The sequence below is a fragment of the Methanoregula sp. genome (genome assembly GCF_041645475.1).
Classification (GTDB): Archaea; Halobacteriota; Methanomicrobia; order Methanomicrobiales; family Methanospirillaceae; genus Methanoregula.
The window spans coordinates 50,847-74,223 of the sequence record NZ_JBAZQA010000012.1 but is presented as its reverse complement, the minus strand read 5'-3'; the positions used below and the strand labels follow the sequence as shown (position 1 = coordinate 74,223).

General features: G+C 52.8%; 21 protein-coding genes and 2 tRNA genes. 9 read left to right on the top strand and 14 right to left on the bottom strand.

Annotated features, from left to right (window positions below; translation table 11 throughout):
- The first annotated feature begins 52 nt into the window (after positions 1 to 52).
- Positions 53 to 220: a hypothetical protein gene (locus WC598_RS10545; protein ID WP_372961455.1), complete on the top strand. Its 168-nt coding sequence runs from the start codon at positions 53 to 55 to the stop codon at positions 218 to 220.
- 128 nt (positions 221 to 348) lie between these two features.
- Here the strand turns inward: WC598_RS10545 and WC598_RS10540 are convergent, their stop codons facing one another.
- The 3 genes from WC598_RS10540 to WC598_RS10530 form a co-directional block, all read right to left on the bottom strand.
- Positions 349 to 1,335, bottom strand: a complete 987-nt coding sequence (locus tag WC598_RS10540; RefSeq protein ID WP_372961454.1) for a hypothetical protein — start codon at positions 1,333 to 1,335, stop codon at positions 349 to 351.
- Between the two features lie 122 nt (positions 1,336 to 1,457).
- Positions 1,458 to 3,200 (bottom strand): PKD domain-containing protein, encoded by a 1,743-nt coding sequence (locus WC598_RS10535; protein WP_372961453.1) that lies wholly within the window; start codon positions 3,198 to 3,200, stop codon positions 1,458 to 1,460.
- Between the two features lie 246 nt (positions 3,201 to 3,446).
- Positions 3,447 to 4,364, bottom strand: a complete 918-nt coding sequence (locus tag WC598_RS10530; RefSeq protein WP_372961452.1) for an ATP-binding protein — start codon at positions 4,362 to 4,364, stop codon at positions 3,447 to 3,449.
- Between the two features lie 160 nt (positions 4,365 to 4,524).
- Between WC598_RS10530 and WC598_RS10525 the strand changes: the two genes are divergently transcribed.
- On the top strand, positions 4,525 to 6,177 hold the full coding sequence (locus WC598_RS10525) for a C45 family autoproteolytic acyltransferase/hydolase (protein ID WP_372961451.1): 1,653 nt from the start codon (positions 4,525 to 4,527) through the stop codon (positions 6,175 to 6,177).
- A 128-nt stretch (positions 6,178 to 6,305) separates the two neighbouring features.
- On the opposite strand, the gene WC598_RS10520 is transcribed toward WC598_RS10525, so the two are convergent.
- Together WC598_RS10520 and ilvE are read right to left on the bottom strand one after the other, a co-directional pair.
- Positions 6,306 to 6,380 (bottom strand) — tRNA-Glu (locus WC598_RS10520).
- A gap of 1,390 nt (positions 6,381 to 7,770) precedes the next feature.
- Positions 7,771 to 8,643, bottom strand: a complete 873-nt coding sequence (ilvE, locus tag WC598_RS10515) for a branched-chain-amino-acid transaminase (protein WP_372961450.1) — start codon at positions 8,641 to 8,643, stop codon at positions 7,771 to 7,773.
- A 117-nt stretch (positions 8,644 to 8,760) separates the two neighbouring features.
- Between ilvE and WC598_RS10510 the strand changes: the two genes are divergently transcribed.
- Both WC598_RS10510 and WC598_RS10505 read left to right on the top strand, forming a co-directional pair.
- The gene (locus tag WC598_RS10510; RefSeq protein WP_372961449.1) at positions 8,761 to 9,435 is read left to right on the top strand and encodes a PAS domain-containing protein; all 675 of its coding nucleotides are present in this window, start codon (positions 8,761 to 8,763) and stop codon (positions 9,433 to 9,435) included.
- 6 nt (positions 9,436 to 9,441) lie between these two features.
- Entirely contained in the window at positions 9,442 to 10,014 is a 573-nt protein-coding gene (locus WC598_RS10505) for a hypothetical protein (RefSeq protein ID WP_372961448.1), read from the top strand.
- 114 nt (positions 10,015 to 10,128) lie between these two features.
- Here the strand turns inward: WC598_RS10505 and cfbB are convergent, their stop codons facing one another.
- The 4 genes from cfbB to cfbA are packed head-to-tail and all read right to left on the bottom strand — an operon-like array spanning position 10,129 to position 14,207.
- Positions 10,129 to 11,508 carry a Ni-sirohydrochlorin a,c-diamide synthase gene (gene cfbB, locus WC598_RS10500; protein ID WP_372961447.1) on the bottom strand — a complete coding sequence of 460 codons (1,380 nt, stop codon included), beginning with the start codon at positions 11,506 to 11,508 and terminating at the stop codon, positions 10,129 to 10,131.
- Positions 11,505 to 12,569: a Ni-sirohydrochlorin a,c-diamide reductive cyclase catalytic subunit gene (gene cfbD, locus WC598_RS10495; protein WP_372961446.1), complete on the bottom strand. Its 1,065-nt coding sequence runs from the start codon at positions 12,567 to 12,569 to the stop codon at positions 11,505 to 11,507. Before cfbD ends, cfbB begins: the two co-directional genes overlap by 4 nt.
- A 7-nt stretch (positions 12,570 to 12,576) precedes the next feature.
- A complete protein-coding gene (gene cfbE, locus WC598_RS10490) occupies positions 12,577 to 13,797 on the bottom strand; it encodes a coenzyme F430 synthase (protein ID WP_372961445.1) in 1,221 nt (406 codons plus the stop codon).
- Positions 13,798 to 13,805: 8 nt separating this feature from the next.
- Positions 13,806 to 14,207 (bottom strand): sirohydrochlorin nickelochelatase, encoded by a 402-nt coding sequence (gene cfbA, locus WC598_RS10485; RefSeq protein ID WP_372961444.1) that lies wholly within the window; start codon positions 14,205 to 14,207, stop codon positions 13,806 to 13,808.
- A gap of 144 nt (positions 14,208 to 14,351) precedes the next feature.
- On the opposite strand from cfbA, the gene WC598_RS10480 reads away from it, so the two are divergent.
- The 4 genes from WC598_RS10480 to WC598_RS10465 all read left to right on the top strand — a co-directional run bounded on the left by WC598_RS10480 (position 14,352) and on the right by WC598_RS10465 (position 18,295).
- The gene (locus WC598_RS10480) at positions 14,352 to 15,491 is read left to right on the top strand and encodes a methanogenesis marker 9 domain-containing protein (protein WP_372961443.1); all 1,140 of its coding nucleotides are present in this window, start codon (positions 14,352 to 14,354) and stop codon (positions 15,489 to 15,491) included.
- A complete protein-coding gene (locus WC598_RS10475) occupies positions 15,463 to 16,284 on the top strand; it encodes a triphosphoribosyl-dephospho-CoA synthase (RefSeq protein WP_372961442.1) in 822 nt (273 codons plus the stop codon). The genes WC598_RS10480 and WC598_RS10475 overlap by 29 nt, the downstream gene beginning before the upstream one ends.
- Positions 16,272 to 16,826 carry a DUF447 domain-containing protein gene (locus tag WC598_RS10470; protein WP_372961441.1) on the top strand — a complete coding sequence of 185 codons (555 nt, stop codon included), beginning with the start codon at positions 16,272 to 16,274 and terminating at the stop codon, positions 16,824 to 16,826. The genes WC598_RS10475 and WC598_RS10470 overlap by 13 nt, the downstream gene beginning before the upstream one ends.
- 134 nt (positions 16,827 to 16,960) lie before the next feature.
- The gene (locus WC598_RS10465; RefSeq protein WP_372961440.1) at positions 16,961 to 18,295 is read left to right on the top strand and encodes an ATP-binding protein; all 1,335 of its coding nucleotides are present in this window, start codon (positions 16,961 to 16,963) and stop codon (positions 18,293 to 18,295) included.
- A gap of 989 nt (positions 18,296 to 19,284) precedes the next feature.
- Here the strand turns inward: WC598_RS10465 and hypE are convergent.
- The 5 genes from hypE to WC598_RS10440 all read right to left on the bottom strand — a co-directional run bounded on the left by hypE (position 19,285) and on the right by WC598_RS10440 (position 22,321).
- Positions 19,285 to 20,280, bottom strand: coding sequence for a hydrogenase expression/formation protein HypE (gene hypE, locus WC598_RS10460; protein ID WP_372961439.1), 996 nt, complete (start codon positions 20,278 to 20,280; stop codon positions 19,285 to 19,287).
- Positions 20,281 to 20,619 (bottom strand): hydrogenase maturation nickel metallochaperone HypA, encoded by a 339-nt coding sequence (locus WC598_RS10455; protein WP_372961438.1) that lies wholly within the window; start codon positions 20,617 to 20,619, stop codon positions 20,281 to 20,283. It abuts the gene before it with no gap.
- Positions 20,619 to 20,843, bottom strand: coding sequence for a HypC/HybG/HupF family hydrogenase formation chaperone (locus tag WC598_RS10450; protein WP_320160664.1), 225 nt, complete (start codon positions 20,841 to 20,843; stop codon positions 20,619 to 20,621). Before WC598_RS10450 ends, WC598_RS10455 begins: the two co-directional genes overlap by 1 nt.
- A gap of 228 nt (positions 20,844 to 21,071) precedes the next feature.
- A tRNA-Ser gene (locus WC598_RS10445) sits at positions 21,072 to 21,156 on the bottom strand.
- 70 nt (positions 21,157 to 21,226) lie between these two features.
- Positions 21,227 to 22,321, bottom strand: coding sequence for a hypothetical protein (locus tag WC598_RS10440; protein ID WP_372961437.1), 1,095 nt, complete (start codon positions 22,319 to 22,321; stop codon positions 21,227 to 21,229).
- 24 nt (positions 22,322 to 22,345) lie between these two features.
- Here WC598_RS10440 and WC598_RS10435 point away from each other — a divergent pair, with 24 nt between their 5' ends.
- Entirely contained in the window at positions 22,346 to 23,332 is a 987-nt protein-coding gene (locus WC598_RS10435; RefSeq protein ID WP_372961436.1) for an archaeosine biosynthesis radical SAM protein RaSEA, read from the top strand.
- The last annotated feature ends 45 nt before the right edge of the window (positions 23,333 to 23,377 follow it).

Genomic DNA, 23,377 nt, shown 5'->3' with positions numbered 1-23,377 from the left:
GTATAATTTTTATAAATAGTTATTGGGACTATTGACCGGTTCCGATCAAGAAATGACGTTGTCTCCGATCAACGAATACAAGATGAGTATTAATATCCGGAACACTGGCGATGAGACCACGGGGAACTGGATCTCCCATAATCATATTTTGCGGGAATCGGCCATGTCAATCCCGCACGGGGTTGTATTCCGGCTGGAAGAGAACCTGGGCTGCCGGTAATACCGGCTTTTTTTCTGGGATTATTATGAGGCTGAATCCGGTTTACAGCAGCAGAAATTACGCAATCAGATCTATTGGATAGCAGGAAATGACCGGTCCTGAAAACGGGGGGACACTGCTCACTGCAATTATGTCGTTGCTGTTCCGGCACTATACATAAGGATATCAAATTCCACCCGCTGGACATATAATGTCACGTCATTCATATTGGAGTCGGGGTTTGTCCCGGTGATCTGGATAAAGGAGGTATATCGCCTCGTGCCCGGGTCATAGAATGTGCCAGTGGTGTAGGCTAAGGAATCAAGCTGTTCCCGGATAGCGATTTCCCTGAAGAGCTGCTGCCACATGGCAGACGTTTTAGGATCTGCACTGGTGACTGAGAGATTGACCCAGCTGTTGGCGTAATAGGAACTCGAGGATATATTGTATGGGGTAACGGTCTTCTGGAGAATATCCAGCCGGACCGGATTATTACTGCTGATACTCCCGTTCCCATAGACCTGCACAGGAACAATATTGACAACAATGGATCTGTTGGCCGCATTGGTTATCGAAATGAGTGGGGAGACGCGGTTAATCGTACCCTCGTCCTGCGAAAGAAATACCCCGCCAAGCTGGTAGGAATACCGCTGCTGGATCCAATAATAATTATTCGAACTATACTCAACGGACGCAATTCTGATAGGAAACTCACCTCTGTTACCTGAAGAATTGTGATAACTGCTGCTGTCAATATTCAAGGTATCTCCGGTTGTGTTGAACGCCAGAGTTCCCACGGAAGGAGCTGGATTTAAAAACGGTGAGTAAAGGCGACTCAGGGGTGAATTGCCGCCGGTACCGAGTTTTAAGGTAGTAGTTGCTATAAGGGGGTTGACATTCAAGACAGGGCTGGGACTGTTGACATTGATAAGACGGGAGCTCCAGAGTGCGTCCACGGTGAGTTTATAATCAGTAAACTGGTTCCCGACAGAATCCATCTGAGCGATCTCATATTCCCTGCCTGAAGCCGGAATAAGATAGGTTGAGTACAGGGAGACCGCAGCTACTATGATCCCAAGGAGCAGGACAAATCCGATTACTTCTGATAAAGCTCGATCATAACAGGAATTCTTCATCCAGATGCAGTGTGTGGTAAAAGGGTCTATTTAATAGTGATTGTGTCCGGGATAATTCCCGGTAGGAATCCGGAGTAAGCCTTTTACGAAAGTTAAGCTTCTGATGATTTTTGTCGTGAAAATCACGTTATGTCAAAGGAGCTGGACAATGAACCGGTCTGACCCCCGGAAGTTACAACAACACTCCATCCCGAGCTTTTTACGTTTGGCAGGTTGAACCGGAATGACATCTCGGTGGGGGAAATATATGAAACAAGTGTTCCGGTGATATCCGCCTGGCCGGTAAGTATGAGTTTTGCGCTTGCAGTATTGGCAAACCCGGTCCCGTATATTGTCATAGTAACGGGTTTATTTTTCTGGCTGCTGGTCGGATTGATGCTCGTCACCGTTGGATAGACGGTGATATAATTTGTCTTTGTGATCGTGTTGCTTCCGCCATCGTTTGTTGCAGTGAGAGAAATGGTATAGGTGCCGGCCGTTGTGTACTGGTGTCCCGGGTTCCGTACAGTTAACGTAGTACCATCCCCGAAGGACCATACCCAGGAGGTTGGAGTATTGATCGACCTGTCCGCAAACGCGAATATTTGTGTAGCCGGGCCAGTAAGAGGGGTTGCCGTAAAGTCCGCTACCGGTGGCGGGGGCAGGCTCACCGTGATGTAATTTGTCTTGGTGACCATATTGAAGCCAAAGGCGTTCGTTGCATTCAGCGCGACCGTATAGGTTCCTGCACTGGTATACTGGTGTGTCGGGTTCTGATTCGTCGAAGTACCGCCATCCCCAAAGGACCATGCCCAGGAGGTTGGGTTGTTGGTAGTAGTGTCCGTAAATGTGAATACCTGGCTAACCTGACCTGTCAGGGGACTTGCCGTGAAGCCGGCTATGGGGGGCGGGTACTGGCTGACAACAATATAATTCGTCCGGGTATACGGAGTACTGGTGCCATATTCATTCGCGGCGGTAAGCGTTACTGAATAGGTTCCGTAATTAGCATACGTGTGCAACGGGTTACGGACGGTATTATTTGTCGTGTCACCATCCCCAAAGTCCCAGTACCAGGATGTGGGAATATTTGTGGATGTATCCGTGAACGTAACATTCAGAGGCATCATACCGGTTGCCGGTGTTCCGGTGAATCCGGCAACGGGCGGATTCTGGCCCACCGTGATATACCGTGGAAAAATAATGGTGTTGCTTCCAAAGGCATTCGCTGCCGCAAGGGAAACCGTGTAACTTCCCTCGCCCGCATAGGTATGCACCGGGTTCCGGGCAGTATTATTTGTCGTGCTGCCATCCCCAAAGTCCCATACCCAGAATGTCGGTGTGTTTGACGATAGATCCATGAACGTAACGGTCAGGGGTGCTGACGAGCCAAAGACTGGCGTGCCAATAAAATCTGCAACCGGAACGGGAGTAAGAGTAGCTGTCGGTGTCGGAGTGATAGTCGTCGTGACCGATCCTGATAGGGAAGAGAATGATTCACCCCATGACACAATAAGCTGATTTGCTGATGCTCCTGTATAGACAATCTGGATGCTCCTTGGGATTCCACTTCCTGTAAACTGCAGGGAATGCCCGATAGACCAGACCGACCAGGTGACGCCCCCATCCATCCGGAACATATTCGTGAGATCAGCACCGTCAACCAGGATCTTCAAATCGCTTTTTGCAACCGGGTCACCCCCGTTGTGCCGGATCTGGATTGAGTTTCCGGACTGGATAATTTCAGCAGATAATACAGGAATCTGCTGGGGGTTCGGCTGGGAAAGGATGTGGGTTCCAATAAGGGAAATCCCCATACAGATAACGGCTACAAGAACAATGGCGCCCAGTAAATCGGATAAGGCGTCATCCCGGAGTTTGTTCATGAAACGATCCCACTCCGGATTTGTACAGGTTGAAAAAGGGGGGCGTTCCTATCAGATAGGAGTAAAAATACGGTGACATACGGCATGTCGCTGTTTTTCCAGGCCGCGAGCTCCCCCATAGTCAGATAGTCCATCTATGGCTTCATATAAAAACGTACCCGTGCTTTTTGTAATTGAAAGCAAACCAAAAAAAAGATCCCGTTCACACGAAACATCTTAAAAAAACGGAATAGATTGTGCCGTTGCTCACTTCAGATTCCCATCAATCGTTATCGTCTTCTCTTCAACCGGGATCGTAACACCCGATCGTGTCAGTGCTTTATCCACCACGTACCCGACCCCGCCACAGCAGGGAACTTCCATGTGGGCGAGCGTGATCGACTTAATCGTATGCTGCGTGAAAACCGCTGCCAGTTTTTCAACGTACCCGTCGATATCCGAATCAAGTTTCGGACAGAACATGATGAGGATCTTTCCTTTGAGAAAATCCGGATGAAAATTTGCATAGGCAAACGGAACACAGTCCGCAGAGATGAGAAGATCTGCGTTGTCGAAGTACGGCGCTGCGGGATTGAGGAGCGCAAGCTGGACCGGCCATTGCCGGAGTTCTGATGCGCCCGTTCTCCCAACCGGTTGTCCTATCCCCGGCCCCGGGGGACGGGGAATGCTCCGGGCAGCAGATCCCGGGCAGGTGGCAAACGGGTGAGGCTCATAAGGGCTTGCATGGCATACCCCTTCACCGGCCCTGCTGCCATCCACGGGATGATCCTTTGCAGATAAAATCGGTTTGATAGTACGAACCGGCGCTATATGATCGGGAATGGGAATTTTCTTTCCGGTCAGGTATTCGACAGCCTGGTCGTAAAAAACGATCTGACCATGACATGCAAGATGACTGAGATGTGCTTTGATAACAGCCGGCCCCTGCTTTACAATCGTCTCCATAACCGCTTTTTCATCATAGGGTGCGGCCTCGCGCTCGATAACAGAGATAGCCCCGACCGGGCAGGTTCCAATGCAGGCACCAAGTCCGTCACAGAAGAGATCACTCACCAGCCGGGCCTTCTCATCAATTAGCTGAAGCGCCCCTTCCGGGCAATCCGGAATACACTGGCCGCATCCCGTGCATTTTTTTTCATCTATGCTGATGATATTCCGTTTCATGACGTTTCTCCTGCCATGGATATTACCGGAACCGCGTATTAAGATTGCGGATACAGGCCCGCAAAAAACCGGCGATTTTCTGTTTTTCTTTTTTTTTAAACGGTACTTTTCCTCCGCCATGAAAAACAAATTTTATCAGCCACTACAATGGAGTTTAATCATGGTTCGATCACGCAACCGGTTTTTTCTTTTTACCTGCCTCATCATAATCGCCCTGCTCGTTTTGCTCTCTCCCGTATCAGCGGTTACAGAAACCGGATCTGTCAGCAAATCTGCCGGAACGTGCAGTATCACGTCGTGCCTTGGCCTCCCTCTTGGGACGGGTGTAAAAACAACACCGGTACAGGGTCCGGTCTCAAAGACCTATGTCCCGCCACCGGGTATCATGCCCGTCATTGTCCTGCAGGGAAGCCCGTACGAGATGGGATACCAGTACGGCCTTGCGGCCCCTGAATATATTGCAATCACAAGGGATGCGGCATGGGCAACTGCTCTTTCGAAGAATTCGTATGCCGAGATCCGGGACAACTGCAGCATCTCGCAATCCTATATCTCTTCCGAACTCACGGCTTTTGATTTCCCGGCATTTTTTTTGGGAATGTCGGATGCCATGAACGACCAGGGCATATCTTTCAGCCCGGTAGATCCCATCGTGATGTCCTATTACGGGGGACGGGGAGGACCTGTTCCGGAGGAGCACTGCACGGCATTTGCTGCCTATGGCAATGTCACGAACCGCGGCATGATTGCCGGGGTCAATTTTGATTATTTCCAGGTACCTGCAAACAGCTATGAAGTCCTGCTCGCCATGTATCCGGAAAACGGGTACCCGGCCCTGATCCCAGCCGGAGCCGGGCGACTCGGCTCCAACGCCGTAGTCAATGAAAAAGGGCTGGTCTATTTCCTTTCCACCGCCCCCTCTGACGGCAAAGGAGATCTCGGTCCGGGAATCTCCGGTTTTCTCGAGATCCCGTATGTTGGCATGACCGCCGCAACGGTTCCGGAAGCAGAACAGGAGCTTCTCTCCATGACCCGGGGATTTTCCTTAAACCGGCTCCTGGCCGATACGTCCGGGAACGCTGAAGTGCTTGAAGCTACCCGGGTCCGGTCGGCAATCCGGTCCCCGGACAATGGCAGTTACCTCATTGCAACCAACCATTACCGGAACCCGGTCATGAAACCCTCCCAGAAGATCTGGGACGCTGAAGTTTACTACCCGTCAACCTATTATCGCTACATTACCGTTGAAAAAGAGATCCGGAACAATACCGGGAATTTCAATTTCGGGAATGCCAGGAATATTCTTTCGCTGAGGAACTGGTGGGATGGAAAGCAATGGCACATGAATGATCCCTGGAGCACCAATACCATCAACCGCTTCCGGTCCGACAATGTTGCATCCACCTATTCCCTCATTGCCCTGCCGGAGGAGAATATTGTATCAGTCTGTACCGGAAATCCCGGCATGCCTTACTGGGGTGCGAGAGCAGCCGGCCAGACTGGGACGTACATCAATTACACGATCAGTAAAAAACCTGAAACTATGGTATATCGACTCCGGACGGATGCTGACGCCGGTTTCTGGAAGACCTTACAAGTGCTGGGAAACAATCCGGATCCCGATATAGCCAGGAGGTATGCTGCGGCCGAGGATCGTTACTGGGAAGCAGTCTGGTGGCATAACCGTGGCGTGCTGGAAAACGACCGGACTGCCCAGGCAGTTGCATTCGGTAAATCCGCAACAGGTTTTTCGGATGTGATCGCATCACTTGGAGAGATACAATCGCTGTGCCGGAATATGGCAAAACCGTAATTTTCTTTTTTTTATCGATGAAAAAATTTTACTGATGAAAAGCACATTCAGAAAAAATGGTGCGTTGGGGTAAGTACTGGCTCTCGCTCTTCTGAAAACAGTGAGAGAATCGATCCACGAGAACAGGATGCTGCTATGGGGATTCGAACCCCAGTCGCGGGCGTGAAAGGCCCGCATGATTGGCCGGACTACACTATAGCAGCGCGTTGCTCTATCTAGTTTCACGTACCGTCATAAATAAGTTATGGAAGAGGAAGGGCCCGGCGGGTGACGGAAAACAGGGGCGGGCCCACTCGCGCATGCAGGGACGATCGTTGCACGATAAATCCCCCGGCAGGAAGATCCTGCGCCAACCCACGATTATTAACCGAGAATCTCATTGGATATTGCCCCGATTGCCAGAATACGCCAGAATTTTTGACCATATAATACGTTCCGGGGCACCGTATTGCGTTTTGGCGGGCATCTTTTCCGGACCCTCGACCTTAAGCGTGGCGGTTTTTTTAACGCGAAAATTCACCCAGATCCTGAAAACCCAGGAATGACCCCGCCGGGTCATTCCGAACCCCATTCTTACCCCAATTGAATCCGGGTGTTTTACGCCGTTTTCCGGAAATGCCCGGATTGGAGAACCGGGCATTTTACGGGGTTTTACGGGTCACAGCCCATGATCTGGCCTGACAGGTATGCTCTCCGACGGAAAGGCTGGTAATGGCGTTGAAACGGAGGGGATCGCGATGGGGGGGATTTTTCCGGGCAGGAGACGGGAAATATTCTTCACGGACAAGAGCCCGTCCGGAGATGAGATCGCCCGCTGTAATATGGCTACATATGACCTCCCACTCTCCGACGTAAAAACAATCAAAAATAATCGAAACTCTCCCCCATTTTCGCGAATTATGACCTCTGGATCCGAAAAACCGGACAATCGGAGCCCTATACGCAGAGATTGGGGGGGTACTCCCGAACGTGGGATATCTCTGATAGAGAATATCCCCATGCTCTATCCCTCACGACAACACCCCGAAACCCCGCACCGCCCCCATGCCCAAATAAGCCCGCACAGGGCTCTGTTAGAGTTCCAGCCCGTTCGGGCCGTTGTGGTGGACAGCAGATTGGGCCCGGATCCGGTTCCTGTGGAAAATGTGCCCAAATATCGCCCCGTTTGCCAAAATCTGCCTGGAAACGACCTCGCAGAAGGCACCGTAATGGTGTTCCAATCGGGGTGATTTTCGCCACCATCGTTACCCCATCTGTGAGCCGTAAATGCCCGCCGGACGCGGATAACGAGGTCATATATCCGGGGGAGAATAAAAAGAACCCTGAAAATGGGGTTACCGGATAATGTCCCCGATACGTTTCCGGGGTTTTCGAATAACCGCTGGCAGATTTTCACCTTTCTTTCATATCTGAATGTTGAGCAACCGGCCGGGATCGTTGGGAGTTCTCCGGGCCGGATCCCTTCCGGACAACATCATACCGGGTTTTGCGTTGCGCAGTCCTGATCCACATTGTCTTGAGAGATAACCATGAGCAGGGATACTACAGATAAGGAATTCCCTCCAGTCTGCCCGCCGGCAAATTTTAAAAAAATTATTTCTTGTTGATGGGATATCCTTCATTCGCAGTAACGGTCTTGAACGCGGCCATCAGCTGGATGGTGACAGGTCCTGGCTTTCCCGAACCGATAGTGCGACCGTCCACCCAGGTGATCGGCGCCACTTCTGCCGCAGTGCCCGTGCAGATGAGTTCATCGGCAGTATAGATATCGAAGTACCCGAGGTTCTGTTCCTTGACCGGGATACCATGGGCCCGCGCAATCTCTAAAAGGACCATCCGGGAGATCCCGCGCAGGTTGTTGAGGGTCGGCGGCGTGAGGATCTCGCCGTTCTTGACAATATACAGGTTGTCGCCCGATCCTTCGGAAAGGTACCCGTTCGTGTCAAAGAAGATTGCCTCGTCCCCGCCCTTGTAGTTCGCTTCGATCTTGGCAAGAATGTTGTTGAGGTAATTGAGACTCTTCACATTGGGCGGGAGGCATTCTGCCGGGTTGCGCCGGATAGAGACCGTGACTCCCCTGAGCCCCTTCTCGTACAGGTCGCCGTACATTGCGCCCCAGGTGACCGCGACGATTATCACCGATGCAACTTTGCATTTACGGGGATCGAGACCGAGATCGCCGACACCCCTGGTAACGATCGGCCGGATATAGGCATCGGTCAGATTGTTTCTCCTTAGTGTCTCGCAGATGGCTTCCGTCATCTCCTCTTTTGTTATCGGGCACTGGAGATCGATGGTCTTTGCGGAATCATAGAGCCGGTCAATATGCTCCTTTAACCGGAACACCCTGCCATTGTAACAGCGGATGCCCTCAAACACGCCGTCACCGTACAGGAATCCGTGATCGAAAACTGAGATCCGTGCCTGCTCTTCCGGAAGGTAGTTCCCATCCTTGTAAATGATCATAGAGGTGTGTGGGGCGCCCGGGGTTTTGTAGTTTATTCTTTTATTCACGGAAGCGTACAAAAATTGATATCGTAACGGAACGCAGCAATCAGACAGGGTTCACAAGAGGTATACGATATGTCATCTCCCGTAAAAGGTCTTATTTCTGATAGTGCGGAATCGAAGATATCCCAAGGGGATGATATTTTCAGGACGGTTTTTCAAAAGATCCAGACCGGGATTCTCATTGTTGATCCCGCAGAGCACAAGATTATCGATGCCAACCCGATTGCGATCGCGCTGCTCGGCCATACAAAGGAAGAGTTGCTCGGAAATACCTGCCATGAATTTGTCTGCCCGGCCAAATGCGGGGAGTGCCCGATAACCGATCTTCACAAGGATGTGCACAATATGGAGCGGGTGCTGATCAATGCCAGAGGAGAACGAATCCCGATCCTCAAAACGGTTGCCAAAGCAAAAATCAATGGCAAGGAATACTTAATCGAGAGTTTTGTCGATATCATTGACCGGAAAAAATCCGAGGACCGGAAAGTTGCCTTAATCGCGTTCATGAACGAGTCGGTCATGCGGGTCCATAAACCACTCGAACTGACACGCCAGAATCTCCAGGTGCTCGCAGACCGGGCAAAGAGCGGTGACTACGATGCTGAAGATATCCGGATGCAGCTCCAGATGCATGCCAACAACATTGCCCGGATGGTAAAAACCCTTGAGGAACTGAGCGAGCAGGCCATCAAAGAGCGGGGGATAGAGATCCCGGATCATTTACGGGATTTTTTTGTGGGGACGTGAGTGCAGTTGCGAGCGGATTCTCTCATCCTCAATGACAATGAAAGCCAGCTCTATCTGATGCTGGCAGAACCGGACAGGGTCCACGATATGACCCTGGCGGTTTTGAAAAAGACCATCTCATCCGGGTGCACTCCCTTGATAATCACCGTCAACCAGCCGTACAAAGTGATGGTAAAGACCTATGCCCGGGAAGGGATCGGACAGGAGAAATTCTATGTCGTGGATGCGGTAACCCAGTACTCCGGGGGAACCCCGGCTCCCGGGCCACGGGTCAGGTACGTGACCAATCCGTCGAACCTCACGGACCTCGGCATTGCAATAACGGAATTTTTGAAACAGATGCCGGATACGAAAAAATGCATCATCTTCGATTCCGTCAGCATGCTGCTCATCCATATCCCGACAGCCACCGCGTCCAGGTTTCTCCATTTTGTCGTGAACAAGCTCAAGCTCTCCGACATATCCGGCATCTTCCTCTGCGTGGAGAAAGGCTTGGACCCGCTCATCCTTGCCCAGATGTCGGCGTTTGTTGACAGGGTCGTGGATTTTGAAGAGGGGGGCAAATTACTGCGGGAATGAACGTACCGGGGGTCAGGAAGACCGGGAGCACATTCAGAATTATTCGCGCTGTTGGCAAAAAGAGAGATAACCGAAATTTTTAAAACGCACTGCCAGTGATGTTCTGATTATTTTTTACGATTGTGTCCTGCGGCACAATTCGACAAAATACGCAAACATGCCGGCACTTGCCACCGGGTGGAGGTGCGTGTAACTCCCGAGCGTATTTTTTATGACCGCCCCATCGAGATTGTCCCGGATGCCGATACCCCGCGAGAGCGTGTAGGCAAATTTCGTTTCCGGATCAAGCACTACGTCCGAATAGTGGAACTCGTGCCCGCGGAACGTTGCAGGACCAAAGGGTGAATCCGGAGAAGAACGTCCCTCGACATAGCTCACAACCCTCCGGGCCGGCATCCGGGTCTCGCCCGCAAAGACGCCGCACATAGAATAACCCGTATCCTCCGGCAGATCGTGCCAGCCTTTTTTCAACCGGATCCGGTCGGTTAAGTACATCAGGCCCCCGCATTCAGCGTACACCGGTGTCCCGTTCCGCGAGGTTTCCCGGACGGCCTCCCGCATCCGGTCGTTCTTCTCCAGCTCAGCCGTGAACAGCTCCGGGTAGCCCCCACCGAAAATGTACCCATCGGCTTCCGGCAGCAGGTCGTGAACCGGACTGAACGGAACATATGATGCCCCAAGAGAATGAAGAAGATCGAAAAGATCCGCGTAATAGAAGTTGAACGCTTCATCGAGGGCAATGCCGATGGTGACATCCTGTTCGCGCTTCTGGTCAAAAACGGATGCAGGGGGGGATGATACCGGCGCATCTTTCATGAGCGAGCGGAATGCATCGAGATCCACATAGTTGGCAATAAGGTCCGTGATGGTCTTTATCCGGCCCTCGAACTCCCCGCTCCGGGAACCTTCGCGGTACGGGACAAGGCCGAGATGGCGCATGGCAAGCTGCATCTCTTCCATCCGGGGGATTGCCCCGATTACCGGGACATCGCAGTAATGCTCGATCGCGGTCTGCGCCTTTCTCCGGTGCTGCTCCCCCTTGATGTTGTTGAGGATAACCCCGGCGATTCTCACACCGGGATCGAAAGCCTGGAACCCTTTCACGACCGCTGCCGCACTGCGGGTGATGCTCTGCGCAGAAACAACGAGAACCACCGGGACATCAAGGGATTTTGCAACTGCTGCGGTGCTGCCCGTATCGTCAAGCGCCTCGGCCCCTTCGTACAGACCCCGGACTCCTTCGATGATGGCGATATCCGCGTCCCGGCACCCGAACGCAAAAATATCCTTGACCTGCGACGCAGAGAGAGCAAAACTGTCCAGGTTCCGGCAGGGCCGGCCGGAAACTGCCGAAAGGTACGAGGGGTCGATGTAATCCATCCCCACCTTGAAGGTCTGGACCCGGTCGGTTTTTGAGAGAAGGGCCGCAAGCGCAAGCGTGATGCTTGTCTTGCCGCTGCCGGAACGATCACCCGAGATGAGGATCTGTTTCATACCAGGCTCCGCAGTACGGCGCCGAACTCACTCTCCACGATGGCCCTCACCCCAAGGGTCTTCGGGTGCAGATCCACTTCCACCATCACGTGCGTATGGCCGAGATCGCGGAGCGGTTCCACCTGCCGGGGCCCGTTCGTGATCGAGAAGCATTCAATGCCATCAGTATATTCCGAAGGAATGGAATGGGGGACGCCGGTTATGAGCGCAAAATCCGGCTTGATCTCCGCGAGCAGCTTTCCTAAGCCTTCCCCGTTTGCCCCGTATTCGTCCAGCGCCCCAAAAAGCCGGGGAGTTACACCCCGGGAGGTCATCTCGTCAAGGATCCGCTGTGCATCCGCCCGCACTTTGGGAAGTCCCCGCTGGTCGAGATTTGCAATGTACACAATATCCGCCCCGGGACAGACCTCGTGGAGCGCGATGAGCGCATCGGAGAACATGTACGCGGTCTCTTTCTTCGCGTTGAGGATCGCAACACCTTTTTTTCCGCTGCGGGCAAGTCCGAGGAGGCGCGTGGCAGCAACATGTTTCAGATCGCCGCGGGACGGTTCGATGTAGGCCTTGCAGGCAGCCCCCCGGAGCCGCTCCACCTCGTTTGCCTTCTCCATCATGAACCGCTGCCGGATCATCTCTTCAGGAGTGATCCACCCGGCTTCCGCTGCGGCTTCCAGCGTCCGCAGCACGCCGGCGATATTCTCCGGGTAGCCCGCATGGATATCAACGGCAATGGTCGGCGTCGTGATGCCTGCCCCATCAATGGCGGACTGGAGATCCTCGCCAATGATCATGGAGACGCAGGTACCGATGACCGCGATACGCTTTGGCGAGAAATGATCCTCGGCATACCGGAGCACTTCTTCGAGCGGGTTCTGGCCGCCGAAGATGAACTCGTTGTCGGCAAGGGACGTGGTCAGGACCCGCATCCCGTCCTCTTCGAGAAGCCGGGCGTGCTTGAACGAACAGCCGGACGGGCCGTGCAGGATGGATACATCTACCTTGAGATCGCGGGCCGTGTACAGGGCAGCAACGATCGAACTGGGCCGGGGGTGCATGGATTTCATGGTTTTTTCATCTCCAGGTTTTTACTGCAAGGACTATGGAACCCTGATCAGGTTTGTCCTTTGCAAGGGAATAGCCTTCTTCAAGATTCCGGGCACAGGCCGTGAGGAACGGCGCCAGCCGGTTGTATTCCGGACTATCCCGGGCGGGAAGATCCCCAACCCAGATCACCCGGGCCGGCTGCACGGATTCGATTGCCGAAAGGATCTGTGCGGGAGGGAATCCTTCGCAGACCGCCCCGTCCCCCCCGGCCTTGCCGATAACAAGGGTGACATCCGGGTTTCCGGCAAGAGTCCGGGCATACCGGACCGCATCCCGGGTGGTCTCTGCATTGGTCCCGCTGTTCGAGTTATCGACAACAAGCCGGCCGTTTTCATATACCGATGACATCCGGCCGGGAACCGCGGCAAAGGAGGAAAGAGGGGAGGGGTTAAACCCCATAAGCACGGCAGCGGCAGCGGCAAGAACGAGCGGGGTTTTGTATGAGGAGAGAAGAAGGAGGGAATTGCTGAACCGGTATATCCTGCCATTATGGGATAATCGGCATTCCATGCCATTGCATGCAGCGATATCATCGGTATGAACAATGCCGGGCCGGTCTCTTCGCGGGAGATTGCCGGTAATAAGAACCGTGTTTGAAAACTCTGCCGAGGCCACCTTGGCAGCCACTGCCTGTTTTTTCCCGGCTGCAAAAGAGTAATCCTCATCCGAAGTTATGATCGCAAGCGTTCCAGCCCCGGTGACCCCGAGCGACTCTTCGGCTATGAGCCAGCCATCAATCCCGCGGGCGAGACGGGCCGCGTGAAGGACCGAGGCCGGCGTAATACTGGTACGCGAGATCAATGCTTTTTCCGGGAACCGGTAGGTCCCGGAAGAGGTATGGAGAATGCCCCGGCCGGGAATGAGTGAGGCCAGGGCATGGGCAGTAGTAGTTTTTCCCCGGGATCCGGTGATCTCGATCATGGGACGGGGTGTGGATTTGCCCAGCAGCTGCCGTACCGCTTCATGGTGGGAGATGACCGGGGCTTTTGCATTTTTCAGGAGGACATGATCCGGGTCGAGATGAACCGGGGCTATGATCAGGTCATAGGAACGCGATTCGGCCGTTTCTACGCTGACAGCACCCGCTCCCCGGTAAACATCGACAATATCAACGTCATCGCCACGGGCAGACAGTGCTCGCCCGATTGCATCCCCGCCATGGATAGAGTCCAGAACCAGGATGTGCATAAAAAAGTTCAGATGAGGGAAAGCGCTTTTGTCGCGTTCTTCACCATCAGGTCTGCAAGCAGGGGGTCGCTGCCAATGGGCTCGGCGTAGACCAGGGGAATGGATTTGCCATTAAGGGAAAAGCTGCCTTTCTTAACCCCTTCCGGAAGGCCAATCTCACCGGGAATGTCTTTTTCAATATGAACGCCTTTTGCCAGGAACAGGGGAACCACGACAAGAGAATCGATCTGCTCGTGCCGGAAGGCTTCGAGCGAGTCCTTGATCGAGGGTTTATTCATATTCATGAAACCGCATTTTACAATGAAACCCGCATTTTTTTCCTTGATGAATGCGGCGGTTTTCTCGACGAGTTCCTGGTTGTAGGGCATCGTGCTTCCGTGTCCTACGAGTAACATTCCCTTCTTACTCATATAACAAAGAGTATTACCGGGAACGTTAAAAATTCTTACCAAATGGTTCTCATGCCGGCTCCTCACAAGAGAAATAAAACGACATTTTTTCGGCATACGATATGCAAAGAAATTTGTTCCGGCACTTTCAACAGATATGAACTCATGATGGATGCTTTCGAGCGCTTCGGCCTGCTCATCAATGACCGGGTTGTCAGGACACCCATAGCGATTGCATCAATGGCCGGTATCGTTGACGGTGCCTTCGCACGTGAACGCGCACCTCACGCAGGTATCGCGTTCATCGGGGGCTATTCCATCGATGAACCAGCCATGAAGGCGGCAAAGGCAGTAGCGGCCGGGGGGGACCGGAAGGAATTCCTCTGCGAGGATCCGGTCGGGGAACTCAAAAAGCAGATCGCCATCCTTGACGGAAGCACGCTAATTCCCGCAATCAACCTCCGGGGAACAACGCCCGAAGCCTTCGCGTCCGTTGCAGATGCACTCGGTGACAGCGTTGTGTACGAGATCGACGCCCACTGCCGGCAGCCGGCAATGGTTGATGCGGGCTGCGGGGAATATTACCTTAAAAACCAGCAAAAACTCACTGCAATTGTCCGGGCCCTCAAGGCAAAAGGCGTGACCGTTTCTGTAAAAATCCGGGTCGGCGTTGCAGAGGACGACCGGGTTCTCGCCCGTAACCTCTGGGCGGCCGGGGCAGATATTCTGCATATCGATCTTATGGATTCCGGCTCGGCAAAACTCCGTCAGATCCGGAACAGTGTCCCGCTCCTCATTATCGCCAACAACGCCATCAATACCTTTGACCGGATGCGGGAGATGCTCTCCCACGGTGCTGACATGGTCTCGCTTGCCCGCAATGCGGACGAGCGGACACTCTCCGGTCTCGATGCTGCGATTACCCGCTATGCCGATGAGGACGGCTGGTACAACTCACCCAAGCAGCTCTGCCGGGGCGGGGATATCCGGTCCCTGACCTTCTGCTGCATGCCGGTAAAAGAGTGCCCCCTTATCCCGGCACTTAACCGCATGGGCATACCCAAGGATGATTACATAGCGCTGAAACTGAATTCTGTAAAAGGAACACTCCTTGACGGGGGACAACAGACCTGTTTCGGGAGCCTTGCCTGGTGCTGCAAGACATCATCGCCCTGCATGTTCCGGGATATGACCCTTAAGCAGACAGGTATCTCCAAGAAAGAATATATGCGCCTGAAACGCGATCTTTCAGATACGATAATGGGTCGTGTTTTCCATGACGTTCCTTCTGACGAAAGCCGCTGAACGGGCGCAACTGGCGATGATGCTGGAGGTCTGCGCCTACCCCAAGCCGGGTAACGTTGACCGGTGTCACGATTATCCCGAGACCTGCCTTGAACATTTTCTGGCCTCGGTCATCTACGCCCGCCCGGCTCTTGAAGAAGCCGAGACCGGAAAGGGGCGGATCGGCGAGATCATCAAGCACGCCGTCCGGGATACCAACTGCCACTCGGGCGGAAATACTCATTTCGGGGCGTTTATTCTCTTAATCCCGCTCGTGTACGGGAAAGATATCCCGGGTGCAATGGCGGCTATCTCCAAGACCGATACGTCCGATGCAATAGCATTTTACAAAGCGTTTGCCATGACCTCGGTGAAGATGAACGCAACGGATGAACTAGATGTCAATGATCCTCATACCTTAACCCTGATCCGGGACCGGGACATGAACCTTCTCGATGTCATGCAGCACTCAGCGCCACAGGACATGGTTGCCCGAGAATGGGTTGCAGGGTTTCCCCTCACGAGACGGGGCGCTGACCTGCTCGCACAGTTCGGACCCGGCCGGGCGTCGATTGTCAACATGTTCATGACGCTGCTCTCTACCGAGCCGGACACCTTTATCCTCAAAAAGCATGGCCGGGAAACGGCAATGCGGACAATGGAATCTGCCCGGGAAGTCCTTGAAGGCCGCAGGTCCATACAGGATTTTGACGAGGAGTGCATCAGGAACGATATCAACCCGGGGTCCATTGCCGACATCACCATTGCGGCTATCTTCATTGCACTTGGCGAGGGGTGGAAATGGGACTCTTGAAAGGCGGCATCAATGAAGTGATTGCCACGACCGCAACGAATGCCGCACCCATGGGGATCCATTACCGGGACGGGAAAGCCACGATGGTGCTCTTTTCCGGCAGTCACACTGCAGAAAACATTGAACGCGATCTCTGGATTGTGGCCAATTTTGTGTACGATCCCCGGCTGTACGTAAAAACAGCATTCGGGGATCTTCCTGCTGATGCTTTCATCCGGGAACCGGTTGCCGGCAAAACTATGCTCCGGCTTGCGACTGCCGATGCATGGGCTGCGTTTTCTGTTTCCATCGGTCACCGGTCAAAGGAGTCGGTAGCCGTTACGCTCACGCTCGAAAAAGAGATAATAGAGAACCTGGCAATCCACCCGGTCAACCGGGGGTTCAACAGCATCATTGATGCAACGGTCTCTGCTACACGATATGCCAAAAACCGCGATCCCGAGCTTAAGAAGCTCATTGACTACCACGCAGGAATTGTCAGAAAGTGCGGGGGAAAAGCGGAAATTGCCGCCCTTGACCTCCTTATATCATATATTCTCTAATGCAATTGCAGCAACAGGGCACCGAGTATAAAAAAAACTGGAATTCCGGTCTATACATTTATTACCGTGGATCGCTTCTTTTGATTACAGGACACCGGATTCCCGTACACCCGGATTGATGGTGAAATCAACTTATGCGACCGCTTTCCCCAAAAAAACAGACGATCTACGATATCTGCATCATAGTAAGTGTCATCGCAGCCGGGGTCATCACCTGGGTCAGCCTCCACCGGGGTATCTACGAGGTCTTTCCCTATTTTTACCTTATCCCTATTGTTCTGCTCGCATTCTCCCAACCAAGACTGGCAATTTACGGAACGGTTGCAATCGGGTGGATATACTTCGCGATTGTCTTCCTCATCGGCCTTCCGGACATGCGGACGTACACCCTTGCAACCGTCTGGTTCTATATCTTTGTCTCTCTCGGGGTCCTCATCTCTACCTATGCCCAGGTGTACCGGAAAGAGGGGGAACGGACCTGCGGAACGTATTATAATTCTCAGGCTGGCGTCTTCAGTTATGACCGGAAAACCCTCAGGATCCGGGAAGCCAACAAGAAATTTGCCCAGATCATACGGTATGATAGCGAAGACCTCCTGAAAAAATCCTTACCCGATCTGATACCGGATGCTGCTGAGCGCGACGCATTCATAGCTAAAGTCCGGGATCTTCACCGGGTCGGGGATATCGAAGTCCGTTTCCAGGCATGGGACAAGAGCCTGCGATGGGCGCTGGTCTCTGCGGCAGAAAGCGGGGAACCATCGGTCATCTGCACCGCAGTCGACATTACCGACAACAAGCTCTGGCAGGACGCAATAACCCAGGCCAACAAGAAACTCAACCTGCTCAACAATGTTACCCGCCACGACATACTCAACCAGCTCACGGCACTGATAGGCTACCTTGAGCTCTCCCGCCAGGACACGACCGACCCGAATATGCTCAGGTACATAGAAAAAGAAGAAGCGGCAGCAAGCGCCATCCGCAGCCAGATCCTATTCACCCGCGATTACCAGAATATCGGGGTGCATTCACCGCAGTGGCAGAATATTGCAGAAATAATCTCCCTTGCCTCGGCAACCATCGACCCAAGAAAGGTATTCATCCAGGTAAACCTCACACCCATTGAGGTCTATGCTGATCCGCTTCTCGAAAAAGTGTTCTACAACCTGATCGATAATTCGCTCCGGCATGGCGAACATGTAACGGAGATCACCATCTGGTCGGAAGAGGAAGCCGACGGGGCGGATATCATCTTCGAGGATAACGGAGCAGGTATTCCTGACCCCCAGAAAGAAAAAATTTTCCGCCGGGAATATTTCAAGAATACCGGATTCGGCCTCTTTCTCACCCGCGAGATCCTGGCTATAACCAACCTCACCATCACCGAAACGGGAACCTGCGGAAAAGGTGCACGGTTTGTCATCCATGCACCGCGTGAGACATTTCGGCAGGTAAAACCGGTATAGTTTTTGGGTAAAGTGCCAATCCAGCCCCTGACATCTATCCTTTACAATAGTCCGCCCCCCCCTTTGCGCCAGCCCTGCCCCCATTGGGGGCGGGGGCGCATGCGATTCCTCGGTATTACCAAAAATCCCGATTCAGGTAATACAGCACTATCGCAGCCGGGGCGCCATAGCGGCGGGGCGAAGCCCCTGGAGCGTCAGTATTTCCGCTCCAAAACGAATTTACTTTTTTGCATTAAATTTTAGGCATGCATTTTTTACCTTTTTTCACTCCGTAAATCCTTCCTGAATTAAGGGGCTGGAATAGTACATTACTCTAGTTTTTTTAACAACCGGTTTGTTTCCCTGCGGGAGGAAGGTTCTTCTGGAGGAACGGAATAAAAAATTTCTGCTGATCAAGAAAACCGGTCAGACGGTCTTATTTCGTGAACCTTCAAAAAATAGCCGTCGCATCCATTTAAAGGAGAGGAGGAAAATGATATGTGATGGTAAAATATTGTCAATCCTGTGGCGCTAAAATCACTCATGACGCCTCATCGTTCTGTAACAAATGTGAGACGAAACGGTTAGCCGCGATTGACCCAAGGGGTTACATGGAGATCAAGCAGGTCTGTCCTCATTGCAGGGCCAACATGGAAAACCAGATAAATAAAAAAACCTGCATGAGGTGCGGTAAGCCTCTTCACCCGAGATGGGGGCTGATAATTATCAGTCTCATCGGTATGACCATCCTGTTATGTTTCCTCTGGTGGCTGATCTCCATGTGGTATAATTTTTTTTAACATTCAATCGTCAGGGATGTGATACAAAATAGGTGAGAGCAGACCCATATCAGGGTCACTCCGATAAAAAACAAGTTTTTTTCCCATAAATCAGTGGGTGGGGAGCCCCGCAGGATTTGCCGGCGTTCATCGCAAAGGAGAAAAGAGAGGGGATTTTTTCACTCAAACCGGACACGCCGGTGTGCAATATCCGGGAATGACCGGATCTGTTCAGCAGACCCGGGGCACCGGGTCGCCCATCGGAGGTTCAATGAACCGCTCGCCACCAATTGTTGTCTCCATGATCACGTGGGAGCCCGCGACAACCTTTCCGATGATCGTTGCTTCCTTTCCGTACGGATGGGAGCGGAGGGCCGCAAGAATCGCTTCCGCATCGGATGCCGGAACACCCATGACCACTTTTCCTTCATTTGCCACTTCGAGCGGATCGATGCCGAGCATTGACGCCGCACTCCGGACATTCTTGCGAACCGGAATCGCATCTTCCCGCACACGTACAGAGACGCCGCTTTTCCTCGCCATCTCGTTGATGGCATTGGCAAACCCGCCGCGGGTGGGATCCTTCATGGCATGGATGGTCCCTGCATCGAGGACCTTCTCCATCATCTTCCAGAGCGGGGCTACATCGGACTTGATTTGCTCACCAAGATCGAACCCTTCCCGGTGGGCCATAATGGCAAGCCCGTGATCACCAAGGGTGCCGGAGACGATGATGACATCCCCGGGGACAAGACCGTTGTCGCGGACAACCGTCTTCGCCACACCGATACCGGCAGTATTGATCGCAATGCCGTCAAGAGCCCCGCGTTCCATGACTTTCGTGTCGCCGGTAACAAGGTTTGCGCCGCATTCCCCAAGGGCTTCGTCCATGGAGGCAACGATCCGGGCCAGGTCCTCGATCTCGAACCCCTCCTCAATGATCATGCCGCAGGAAAGCGCAATGGGAGAGGCTCCCATCATGGCGAGATCATTGATGGTTCCCGAGACCGCGATCCTGCCGATATCCCCGCCCGGGAAAAAGATTGGCCGGACAACGTGTGAGTCTGTGGTGAAGACGAGATTTGCGCCATTGAACGGGATTACCGCACCGTCATCCATAGCCTCGAGTCCGATCCCGCCGGCATTGTTGTGACGGAATTTTGTTAAGGTCTGCAACAGTTCCCCCATCACTTCGCCACCGGCGCCATGCATCATGTTGACTTTCATCTAATCCTCCACCTCAATCTCAACATTCGTGACAACAATTTCCCGGCCTTTGACGAGTTCCGGTAGTGCCCCGCATTTCGGGCAGACAAAAATTTCATCGCCGGTATACCCGCAGATGCATTTTGACTGGGGTGCTACCTCATGGCATTCGAGCACGGTCGTTTTGAACAAGGGATCGTCTTCCTTGATGGTATCGAACAGGAACGTCACTTGCTCCGGGTTCACCATCGCCATCTTCCCCATCTCAACGCTGACCTTTTTTACGCGCCGGGCATTGTTGTCGATCGCGGCCTTGCGGGAAGTTGCATACAGGTCATACGCAATGGAGTATTCGTGCATTATTCCTCCAGCGCCGCGTACACCTGCTTGAAGATCTCGAGGGTCTCAAGTCCTTCCTCGCGGGAGAGGCGCTGGATTGCAAACCCGACATGGACAAGAACATATTCTCCGACTTTCACGTCAACGAGATCAAGACGGACTTCCTGCTTGAGATCGCCATAATCCACCAGTCCGATATTGCCATCTCGGATTTCAAGCACTTCTGCGGGAACTGCAACACACATCGAAGATCCTCTGAATATCTATCCAGTAACTTGGGCGGTTCAACCACATAAAAACAGTGATATGGGTCCGAAGCGCGAGGGCAAAGGATGACATGGACTTCCCATTCACCAGGCCCGTTATTGAGGATAGACACCGCAATCGTACCCGAAATCCGGCCATCATGCACAACCGGTAATCCTGAAAAATAATCCAAAAAACAGGGAGGCACGCAGAACCTCCGAACCTTACGCCGGGGAAGAGATTTGAACTCTTGAGGTGCAGGGCACCAGTAGCTTTCAAGGCTACCGCCTTCCCGGACTAGACTACCCCGGCAGTGCTCCATATGTTGGCTCTGGGATATAAAAAAGGCTTCTTATTGCGGGCGAAAAAAAGAGGGGCCCTGTTAACGCAACCGGCTCACCGCGATCATCGCAAGGCAGGCTGCAATAACCGCGTATATGCCCGCAGGAGAGGATTTCTGCGTTGAAGAGGACTGCGGGGTTTCGGTTGCGGCAAAGGGACCGGGAACATTCGGGCTGACAGCAACGGACTGGACATTCTCGCCAAACAGGAACATATCCCCGCTTATCCCGGATTTATAGGGATAAATTTTCATATAGAGGGTTGTGTTCTTTCCGGTAAGCTCGGCCATTTCAGGATTGAACTCTCCCTGGTCGTTGACCTGAAAGAGGATCCCGTTCTCGTCAATGTACTCAATAACCCAGTCGATCGATGACGACGTATACAGGGTCACCGGCCCTGACCCGGTCCTGACCACAAAGTATGCCGGATGGTCCCGTGACGCCTTGGCATGTGCAGATGCCAGTGCTGCAATGGGAGTAGGGATTTCACCAACGGTTGCCAAAACAGACGGGCGCTCTCCGAGCACAGTAATCGTTCGTGATCCAAGGTATCCTTTTGCGTCCGTGAAACTTATCTCATAATCACCGGGGCCGCGAATCGGAACATCAACCGCAAAATCCCCGGCATAATTGGTTTTCACATAGGAAGGACCAAAAACCACAGAATTGTCCGATCCAACAACTTCGATCTGGATACCGGAGTTCAGATCGTCCTTGATGGTTCCGGCAAGGTAGAGTTTTCCGGTGTAGTATTGTGTTTTAGGGGATGAGATAAAAATTTCATCCGAACGGTCAACCAGCTGGACAAGGCGCATGGTTATCGAATTGCCAAGACCGCTTCCCGGAACCTCAACTTTATACATCCCTTTTTTGAGGCGGGTTGTATCAAAGACTGCCCGGAAAGACTTGTCCTCCTGGACATAGACGATCTTCCGCTGGATCTCCGAGCTTGCAGTCAGCTGATAATAAAGGACCACATCGATAGGCATCCCAATGCCAAACGTAGTCGTTCCTGTCACAATGAGGGGTTTTCCCACCGCCAGCGTTTCCGGGGCATCAATGCTGACCTGGTAGGCCGATACGCCGGCAATGAGAAAGAAAAGGCCCATCAGGATCAGGACGAACTTTTTCATCATACAAGATCAACTATTAGGATGTTAATGATTTCTGAATTTTTGGAAAAACCCCTGGCCTCGTGGAAAGGATCCGAGCGGCACGGACAGGAATTGCTCGATTGCCTTACAGTTATTTTTAAAACCGCTGGCTGCACCTGGTCGAAATGCCGGATGTGCAGTTACCGCAACGAGCGGTATGGGGAACAGTCCGGAGAAGCCCTGCTCGGGCACCTCCGGGCCCAGCTTGCCTGGGTTCTTGCTGAATACAATGTCGCGGATTTCCGGATGATCAAGATATTCACATCGGGAAGTTTTTTTGACCCCGCGGAAGTGCCACCGGCATTTCTTGCCGACATTGCCGGGGCGTTTTGTGGCAAGCTCGTCATTGCAGAGACCCGGCCGGAATTCATCCGTGAAGAAACCCTCCGCCCGTTCATCGAAACCATCGATGACGGCAGCTGGAAGATGCCGCTCTACTGTGCCGTGGGTCTTGAGACGAGCAATGATGAAATCCGGGAAAAATGCATCCGTAAAGGGTTCACGTTTGCGGATTTCAAGGACGCGGCACGGATTGCCCATACAGCCGGTGCCGGGGTGAAGGCCTATCTCCTGCACAAACCGCTTTTCCTGACAGAGAAAGAAGCGTTTGACGATATGAAACAATCCATTCGTGACGCCGCAGAACATGCCGAGATCATCTCCATGAACCCCTGCACGGTCCAGCGGAAGACCGAACTCGAATTCTACTGGAAACGGGGAGCATACCGCCCGCCCTATCTCTGGAGCATCCTTACCCACCTCCAGGCTTCCCCGGTACATATGACCTGCGATCCCCTTGGGGGTGGCCAGAAACGCGGGCCGCACAACTGCGGGAAATGCGATTACGAGCTTGTGAAGGGGATCCGGGATTATTCCCTCAATGCCGATCGCGAGCTGATTAATGCTCTTTTAGAAACAGAATGCACCTGTAAAAACGAATGGGAATATGTTCTTGAAAATGAGAAACCGTACTGCATGCCACTGACGCGGTGAACACGGGAATTTTTACCCGTTCGTTTCTCTTCACTTTTTTTGAAA

What these genes read in the sequence shown, in the direction of transcription:
- ilvE (WP_372961450.1), bottom strand. Translation starts at nt 8,643, where the DNA reads ATGATCATTTACAAGGATGGGAACTACCTTCCGGAAGAGCAGGCACGG.
- WC598_RS10470 (WP_372961441.1), top strand. Translation starts at nt 16,272, where the DNA reads ATGGGACTCTTGAAAGGCGGCATCAATGAAGTGATTGCCACGACCGCA.
- cfbB (WP_372961447.1), bottom strand. Translation starts at nt 11,508, where the DNA reads ATGAAACAGATCCTCATCTCGGGTGATCGTTCCGGCAGCGGCAAGACA.
- WC598_RS10535 (WP_372961453.1), bottom strand. Translation starts at nt 3,200, where the DNA reads ATGAACAAACTCCGGGATGACGCCTTATCCGATTTACTGGGCGCCATT.
- cfbA (WP_372961444.1), bottom strand. Translation starts at nt 14,207, where the DNA reads ATGAGTAAGAAGGGAATGTTACTCGTAGGACACGGAAGCACGATGCCC.
- WC598_RS10510 (WP_372961449.1), top strand. Translation starts at nt 8,761, where the DNA reads ATGTCATCTCCCGTAAAAGGTCTTATTTCTGATAGTGCGGAATCGAAG.
- WC598_RS10545 (WP_372961455.1), top strand. Translation starts at nt 53, where the DNA reads ATGACGTTGTCTCCGATCAACGAATACAAGATGAGTATTAATATCCGG.
- WC598_RS10440 (WP_372961437.1), bottom strand. Translation starts at nt 22,321, where the DNA reads ATGATGAAAAAGTTCGTCCTGATCCTGATGGGCCTTTTCTTTCTCATT.
- WC598_RS10540 (WP_372961454.1), bottom strand. Translation starts at nt 1,335, where the DNA reads ATGAAGAATTCCTGTTATGATCGAGCTTTATCAGAAGTAATCGGATTT.
- WC598_RS10480 (WP_372961443.1), top strand. Translation starts at nt 14,352, where the DNA reads ATGATGGATGCTTTCGAGCGCTTCGGCCTGCTCATCAATGACCGGGTT.
- WC598_RS10465 (WP_372961440.1), top strand. Translation starts at nt 16,961, where the DNA reads ATGCGACCGCTTTCCCCAAAAAAACAGACGATCTACGATATCTGCATC.
- cfbE (WP_372961445.1), bottom strand. Translation starts at nt 13,797, where the DNA reads ATGCACATCCTGGTTCTGGACTCTATCCATGGCGGGGATGCAATCGGG.
- hypE (WP_372961439.1), bottom strand. Translation starts at nt 20,280, where the DNA reads ATGAAAGTCAACATGATGCATGGCGCCGGTGGCGAAGTGATGGGGGAA.
- WC598_RS10435 (WP_372961436.1), top strand. Translation starts at nt 22,346, where the DNA reads ATGATTTCTGAATTTTTGGAAAAACCCCTGGCCTCGTGGAAAGGATCC.
- WC598_RS10475 (WP_372961442.1), top strand. Translation starts at nt 15,463, where the DNA reads ATGACGTTCCTTCTGACGAAAGCCGCTGAACGGGCGCAACTGGCGATG.
- WC598_RS10450 (WP_320160664.1), bottom strand. Translation starts at nt 20,843, where the DNA reads ATGTGTGTTGCAGTTCCCGCAGAAGTGCTTGAAATCCGAGATGGCAAT.
- WC598_RS10525 (WP_372961451.1), top strand. Translation starts at nt 4,525, where the DNA reads ATGGTTCGATCACGCAACCGGTTTTTTCTTTTTACCTGCCTCATCATA.
- WC598_RS10530 (WP_372961452.1), bottom strand. Translation starts at nt 4,364, where the DNA reads ATGAAACGGAATATCATCAGCATAGATGAAAAAAAATGCACGGGATGC.
- WC598_RS10455 (WP_372961438.1), bottom strand. Translation starts at nt 20,619, where the DNA reads ATGCACGAATACTCCATTGCGTATGACCTGTATGCAACTTCCCGCAAG.
- cfbD (WP_372961446.1), bottom strand. Translation starts at nt 12,569, where the DNA reads ATGAAATCCATGCACCCCCGGCCCAGTTCGATCGTTGCTGCCCTGTAC.